Below are 6180 nucleotides of genomic sequence, written 5' to 3'. Positions count from 1 at the left end.
AGGCGGTTAGAGGTTCGACTCCTCTAGGGTGCATTTTTCTATTTAACTCGGGAAGTAGCTCAGCTTGGTAGAGTACTTGGTTTGGGACCAAGGTGTCGCAGGTTCGAATCCTGTCTTCCCGATTCATTAAAGAGATACCTATGTGTATCTTTTTTATTTTTAAAATTAAGAGAGAATCATTTTGGTTCTCTCTTTTTTGAATTTCAGTAATTCATTCTATAGTCATTTAGTTTTAAAAAAGCGTTTCAAACATTCAAAAAGATTTGGTACTTCCCTTGATAAATCCGTCACTTTCTTTTTTAGGATGAAAACTAGCATTGTCCATGACAATGACATGAGGGCTCTTCAAAAGAGGTAGTAGTTGCGTTTTGAACCACTCCACAAAGAAACCACTCATCGTACTTTCCTTGTAAATCATAGGAGATATAAACTCTCCGTCTACTTGTCCTGCAACAATTGAAGTCCGCTAATCTTTTCATAGACTTTCTCCCCTCTAGGAGCCCGTGCATAAGGACGATAGAGGTAGCAGTCGATTCCTGTTTCATTAATATATACGACTGGTAAATCTTTTAGGATATTCAAAATATAAAGAAACTCATCGACTTTCTCTGGATTTTGTTCCTTAAAGCTAGTCGTCTTTTTTTAAAGCGACATGAAACTGCTTTAAAGCTGCCCATACTGAAGGAACAGCACAATTAAAATGTGCCACAATTTCCCGTAAAAAAGTGTCTGGATGAGCCTCTACAAAGGCTTTCAATTCCTCTAAAGTAATCTTCCGCTTTTTGACGACTCGCTTTCTCCGCTCTAAGTGTCCTTGTTCGCGTCTTTCTTTTCCCACGTGAAGAGAGTTCTGACGCCAACATCAAAAACTTTAGTTGCTTCGACATGGCTGTATCCCTCTTTAATGTAATCTAATGCTCCTTGTTTAAAATCTGTACTATATGCAGAGTTTTATTGTAATATGCTTATTTAAAACTAAGAAACTATAAATGAGTATTAGTTTATATTATAGTTTAAATTTTCTATCACTTTGAAGGAAATAACTATAGATTCTTTTCCACCTCATGTTTTATTGTATAGTGTATTTTGCTTGCTTTGAACAGAATCTTTTATGACATTTGTCATATTTTCTAGTGACAGAAGCTTCTAGCTCCGCTAACTTCAAAAGACTATAATTGAAGTATGAAATGGAGGAAGAAAAAATGAAAGATAAAGTAATTGTCGCAATGAGTTTAGTAGCAGCAGGAGTCATGACTTATTTCATGTTTTCAGGATTGGATGAAGGCTTCTATCATTTTCCTTGGGAGCTATTTGCAGGTTTTGGAATCATGTCTTGGTTGATCCGAGAAGGTTTGAAATTGGTCTCAGATGTGAAAAAGGAGTTTGAAAAATGAAAAAAGCGATTCTCTATCTTTTTATTGGACTATCACTAGTGGTATGGTTGGTAGAAATGTTTACAGGTTAGTTTGATCAAGCCTTCCTGCACCAAGCTATTCGCGGTGCCTGGGGATTAGGATTTATGATTTTTATCGCCTTTCCGGTGGGAAAGGAGTGGCTGAAAGGAGAATATCATGAACATGATTAAGGTAGAAAGCCTAAATAAAAGCATCAAGAGCAAGGCTATATTGAAAGGTATTTCCTTTGAAGTGGCAGAAGGTGAATGCGTCGCCTTGATTGGGCCCAATGGTGCTGGAAAGACCACACTCTTGGACTGTTTGCTTGGAGATAAACTGGTCACAAGTGGTCAAGTATCCATCCAAGGCTTGCCAGTGACGAGTTCTCAGTTAGACTATATTAGAGGCTACCTGCCTCAAGAAAATGTCATCGTTCAGAAATTAAAGGTCAAAGAGTTGATTTCTTTCTTTCAAAGTATTTATCCAAATCCCTTGAATAATCAGGAGATTGATCAACTATTGCAGTTTGACAAGCAACAGAAAGAGCAATTTGCAGAAAAATTGTCAGGTGGGCAAAAGCGTCTCTTCTCTTTTGTCTTGACCTTGATTGGCCGACCAAAGCTAGTCTTTTTAGATGAGCCGACTGCTGCCATGGATACTTCAACCCGTCAACGCTTTTGGGAAATTGTTCAGGAGCTAAAAGCTAAGGGAGTTACCATTCTCTATTCGTCCCATTACATCGAAGAGGTAGAACATACAGCTGACCGGATTTTGGTTTTAAATAAGGGAGAGTTGATTCGTGATACGACGCCTCTAGCTATGCGTAGTGAGGAGATTGAAAAGCATTTTATCCTTCCTCTAGCATACAAGGAAATTGTTGAGCAGTCTAACTTGGTTGAAAACTGGGTACAAAAACAAGATGCTCTGCAAGTAGTCACACGAGAGGCAAATGCTTTTTGGCAACTGTTAGTTCAAGCAGGATGTAGCATACAAGAAATCGAAGTTAATAACCGTAGTTTGCTAGATACAATCTTTGAAGAAACACAGAAGGGAGATGACTAAGATGAAACGATGGATCGCATTAAATAAAATAGAATTTCTATTGACCAAACGGCAACTAGTCTATTATTTATTATCAGTAGGGATGCCGACAGCCTTCTATTTATTCTTTTCAGGCATGTACCAGGAAACACCAGGTGGACCGGCTAATTTTATGCGCGACTACCTCATCTCCATGACAGCCTTTTCCATGATGTCAACAGCTATCTTTTCATTCCCAGTTGTTTTACATACCGACAAGATCAACAATTGGCAGAAAATAATACGTCATAGCCCTGTAAATATGGTAGAATATTATCTATCAAAGATAACAAGTATGATGGTTGATTATTTGGTCTCAATTCTGGTTGTTTTCTCAGTTGGGCATTTTGTAAGAGGTGTGGATATGTCTCTTGGAAACTGGATTGGGGCTGCGTTCTTGCTGATAGTAGGAAGTGTTGCCTTTGTAGCACTTGGCTTAACCCTGACTCTCTTGCCGTCCAGTCAGCTGATGTCTGTCGTGGGCAATCTTCTTTACTTTGGCTTGGCTGTTTTAGGCGGACTCTGGATGCCTGTCTCTTTATTTCCAGACTGGATGCAAGCAATCGGGAAGCGTCTACCAAGCTATCAGTTGATGGAGCTGCTCAAGACCTTCTTAAACGAGGGTGGCATCAATTTATCAGCCACAGTTTATCTACTTGTTTTTTCAGCAGTTTTGTTTGGTTTGACCATTTACCTTCAAGGTCATAAGGAGAATGCTTAATGCTTGAAAGACTGAAAAGCATACATTATATGTTCTGGGTCAGTTTAATTTTTATGATTTTCCCCATCCTACCTGTAGTGACTGGGTGGCTTCCTGTCTGGCATTTATTGATTGATATTCTATTTGTAGTGGCGTATTTGGGTGTTTTAACAACTAAGAATCAGCGCCTATCTTGGCTTTTCTGGGGCATCATGCTGGTCTATGTAGTTGGGAATACTGCCTTTGTTGCTGTTAATTATATCTGGTTTTTCTTTTTCCTATCCAATCTCTTAAGTTATCATTTCAGCGTAGGTGGTTTAAAGTCTTTACATGTCTGGACTTTTCTCCTTGCTCAAGTCCTTGTTGTGGGGCAACTGTTGATTTTTCAGAGAATCGAAGTTGAGTTTCTATTCTATCTACTTGTAATTCTTGCTTTTGTCGATTTAATGACTTTTGGCTTGGTTCGGATTCGGATTGTGGAGGATTTGAAAGAAGCACAGGCTAAGCAAAATGCCCAGATAAATCTATTGCTTGCTGAAAATGAACGCAGTCGTATCGGTCAAGATTTGCATGATAGTTTGGGACACACCTTTGCTATGCTGAGTGTCAAGACAGATTTAGCCTTGCAGTTGTTTCAGATGGAGGCATATCCACAGGTGGAAAAGGAATTAAAAGAAATTCACCAGATCAGCAAGGATTCCATGAATGAAGTACGAACCATCGTGGAAAATCTGAAATCACGGACCCTAGCATCAGAGCTTGAGACTGTTAAGAAGATGCTGGAAATTGCTGGCATTGAGGTTCAAGTTGACAATCAATTGGACAAGGCTAGTTTGACTCAGGATGTGGAGTCGACGGCTGCTATGGTTTTGTTAGAACTGGCGACCAATATCATCAAGCATGCCAGAGCTGAAAAAGCCTACCTAAAACTGGAACGTACAGATCAGGAATTGGTCCTGACAGTTAGAGATGACGGGAAAGGATTTGCAACTGTAAAAGGAAATGAACTTCATACAGTCCGTGATCGTGCAACAGCCTTCTCAGGTCAAGTAGAGCTGGTCAGTTTGAAAGATCCCACAGATGTGCGCGTGCATCTGCCTTATAAGGAGAGAAAGTAGATGAAAGTATTAGTCGCAGAAGATCAAAGTATGCTTAGAGACGCCATGTGTCAATTGCTCACTCTTCAACCTGATGTGGAGACCGTCTTGCAGGCGAAAAATGGAGCTGAAGCTATTGAGGTTTTGGGGAAAGAAGTAGTAGATATTGCCATCCTTGACGTCGAAATGCCTGTTAAGACAGGTCTTGAAGTCTTGGAATGGATACGAGCAGAAAAGCTTGAAACAAGGGTGGTTGTAGTGACGACCTTCAAGCGTCCTGGGTATTTTGAACGTGCGGTCAAGGCTGGAGTAGATGCTTATGTATTAAAAGAAAGAAACATTGCAGACCTCATGCAAACCTTGCACACCGTCCTAGAGGGACGCAAGGAGTATTCGCCTGAATTGATGGAAGTGGTGATGACGCATCCCAATCCATTAACAGAGCAAGAAATCGCAGTTTTAAAGGGAATCGCTCAGGGTTTATCTAATCAAGAAATTGCAGACAAACTTTATCTATCCAACGGAACCATTCGAAACTATGTCACCAATATTCTTTCAAAACTAGATGCAGGTAATCGAACAGAGGCAGCTAATATCGCGAAAGAATCTGGTTGGTTGTGATGATATAATATTTTTTGAACATTATATGCTAAAGTTGATGGGATTGAATGGAACAATACTAACTTTAGGAGAGGGGGGATTCCTCCTTTTTCTTTTTTGGGGGAGCACTACAAAAGAGCTAAAATTAAGAATAAAAAAGAAAAATATCTTGACAACCAAGGGAAAAATTTGTTACAATAATAGACGGTACTTTTTACTTTTGGTCTCTCAAGAGTGTACAGGGACGTGCTGACAAATGTTGCAAAAGTACACACAGATGATAGCTGTCACCAAGTGTATCATCACCAAAAATAAAAAAAAACACAGGAGAATGTAGATGCCTACAATTAACCAATTGGTTCGCAAACCGCGTAAATCAAAAGTAGAAAAATCTAAATCACCAGCTTTGAACGTTGGTTACAACAGTCATAAAAAAGTTCAAACAAACGTTTCTTCACCACAAAAACGTGGTGTTGCAACTCGTGTTGGAACAATGACACCTAAAAAACCTAACTCAGCCCTTCGTAAATTCGCTCGTGTACGTTTGAGCAACCTTATCGAAGTTACTGCCTACATCCCAGGTATCGGACACAACTTGCAAGAGCACAGCGTGGTTCTTCTTCGTGGTGGACGTGTAAAAGACCTTCCAGGGGTACGTTACCATATCGTCCGTGGTGCACTTGATACTGCAGGTGTTAACGATCGTAAACAAGGCCGTTCTAAATACGGTACTAAACGTCCAAAAGCATAAGGAAAGGGGATAAAGAGAAATGAGTCGTAAAAATAGAGCTCCAAAACGTGACGTATTGCCAGATCCGCTTTACAATTCACAACTAGTTACTCGTCTTATCAACCGCGTTATGCTTGATGGTAAACGTGGTACAGCTGCTTCAATCGTTTACGGTGCCTTTGAGCAAATCAAAGAAGCTACTGGAAACGATGCACTTGAAGTATTTGAAACAGCTATGGAAAACATCATGCCTGTACTTGAAGTACGTGCACGTCGTGTTGGTGGTTCTAACTACCAAGTCCCAGTTGAAGTTCGTCCAGAACGTCGTACAACACTTGGACTTCGTTGGTTGGTAACAATCGCTCGTCTTCGTGGTGAGCACACAATGCAAGACCGTCTTGCAAAAGAAATCTTGGATGCTGCTAACAACACTGGTGCAGCTGTTAAGAAACGTGAAGACACTCACCGTATGGCTGAAGCTAACCGTGCATTTGCACACTTCCGTTGGTAATATAGGATGCGAAAGCGTTAAGAAAGTCCCAGAGAAAATAGGGAATCAAAGCAGGTTGCGATTGCAAC

Annotated in this window: 7 protein-coding genes, 1 tRNA gene and 2 pseudogenes; 9 read left to right on the top strand and 1 reads right to left on the bottom strand. The window is 40.2% G+C overall.

What is annotated here, in order from left to right:
- Nucleotides 1-48: 48 nt before the first annotated feature.
- Nucleotides 49-122 (top strand) — tRNA-Pro (locus FJR77_RS04795).
- A gap of 100 nt (nucleotides 123-222) precedes the next feature.
- On the opposite strand, the pseudogene FJR77_RS10215 reads toward FJR77_RS04795, so the two are convergent.
- Nucleotides 223-945, bottom strand: a pseudogene (locus tag FJR77_RS10215) (IS630 transposase-related protein); the annotation flags it as partial.
- Between the two features lie 242 nt (nucleotides 946-1187).
- Between FJR77_RS10215 and FJR77_RS04780 the strand changes: the two are divergent.
- The 8 genes and pseudogenes from FJR77_RS04780 to rpsG all read left to right on the top strand — a co-directional run bounded on the left by FJR77_RS04780 (nucleotide 1188) and on the right by rpsG (nucleotide 6112).
- Nucleotides 1188-1394: a hypothetical protein gene (locus FJR77_RS04780; RefSeq protein WP_181146589.1), complete on the top strand. Its 207-nt coding sequence runs from the start codon at nucleotides 1188-1190 to the stop codon at nucleotides 1392-1394.
- Nucleotides 1391-1585, top strand: a pseudogene (locus tag FJR77_RS04775) (hypothetical protein). Before FJR77_RS04780 ends, FJR77_RS04775 begins: the two are co-directional and overlap by 4 nt.
- The gene (locus tag FJR77_RS04770) at nucleotides 1572-2456 is read left to right on the top strand and encodes an ABC transporter ATP-binding protein (protein ID WP_140833270.1); all 885 of its coding nucleotides are present in this window, start codon (nucleotides 1572-1574) and stop codon (nucleotides 2454-2456) included. The pseudogene FJR77_RS04775 and the gene FJR77_RS04770 overlap by 14 nt, the downstream one beginning before the upstream one ends.
- Before the next feature lies 1 nt (nucleotide 2457).
- Nucleotides 2458-3195, top strand: a complete 738-nt coding sequence (locus FJR77_RS04765; protein ID WP_140833272.1) for an ABC transporter permease — start codon at nucleotides 2458-2460, stop codon at nucleotides 3193-3195.
- On the top strand, nucleotides 3195-4292 hold the full coding sequence (locus FJR77_RS04760) for a sensor histidine kinase (RefSeq protein ID WP_140833274.1): 1098 nt from the start codon (nucleotides 3195-3197) through the stop codon (nucleotides 4290-4292). The genes FJR77_RS04765 and FJR77_RS04760 overlap by 1 nt, the downstream gene beginning before the upstream one ends.
- A complete protein-coding gene (locus FJR77_RS04755) occupies nucleotides 4293-4892 on the top strand; it encodes a response regulator transcription factor (protein WP_140833276.1) in 600 nt (199 codons plus the stop codon).
- A gap of 316 nt (nucleotides 4893-5208) precedes the next feature.
- Nucleotides 5209-5622, top strand: coding sequence for a 30S ribosomal protein S12 (gene rpsL, locus FJR77_RS04740; protein ID WP_001142332.1), 414 nt, complete (start codon nucleotides 5209-5211; stop codon nucleotides 5620-5622).
- A gap of 19 nt (nucleotides 5623-5641) precedes the next feature.
- Nucleotides 5642-6112, top strand: a complete 471-nt coding sequence (gene rpsG / locus FJR77_RS04735; RefSeq protein ID WP_000087873.1) for a 30S ribosomal protein S7 — start codon at nucleotides 5642-5644, stop codon at nucleotides 6110-6112.
- The last annotated feature ends 68 nt before the right edge of the window (nucleotides 6113-6180 follow it).

The organism is Streptococcus shenyangsis (genome assembly GCF_006385785.1).
In the GTDB taxonomy this organism is placed as follows: Bacteria; Bacillota; Bacilli; order Lactobacillales; family Streptococcaceae; genus Streptococcus; species Streptococcus shenyangsis.
Note: the sequence above shows the minus strand (reverse complement) of the source record. Positions and strands in the feature narration are given on the sequence as shown.

Bases quoted from the DNA above. Each gene is read 5' to 3' on its own strand.
- FJR77_RS04780 (WP_181146589.1), top strand. From the start codon at position 1,188: ATGGAGGAAGAAAAAATGAAAGATAAAGTAATTGTCGCAATGAGTTTA.
- FJR77_RS04770 (WP_140833270.1), top strand. From the start codon at position 1,572: ATGAACATGATTAAGGTAGAAAGCCTAAATAAAAGCATCAAGAGCAAG.
- FJR77_RS04765 (WP_140833272.1), top strand. From the start codon at position 2,458: ATGAAACGATGGATCGCATTAAATAAAATAGAATTTCTATTGACCAAA.
- FJR77_RS04760 (WP_140833274.1), top strand. From the start codon at position 3,195: ATGCTTGAAAGACTGAAAAGCATACATTATATGTTCTGGGTCAGTTTA.
- FJR77_RS04755 (WP_140833276.1), top strand. From the start codon at position 4,293: ATGAAAGTATTAGTCGCAGAAGATCAAAGTATGCTTAGAGACGCCATG.
- rpsL (WP_001142332.1), top strand. From the start codon at position 5,209: ATGCCTACAATTAACCAATTGGTTCGCAAACCGCGTAAATCAAAAGTA.
- rpsG (WP_000087873.1), top strand. From the start codon at position 5,642: ATGAGTCGTAAAAATAGAGCTCCAAAACGTGACGTATTGCCAGATCCG.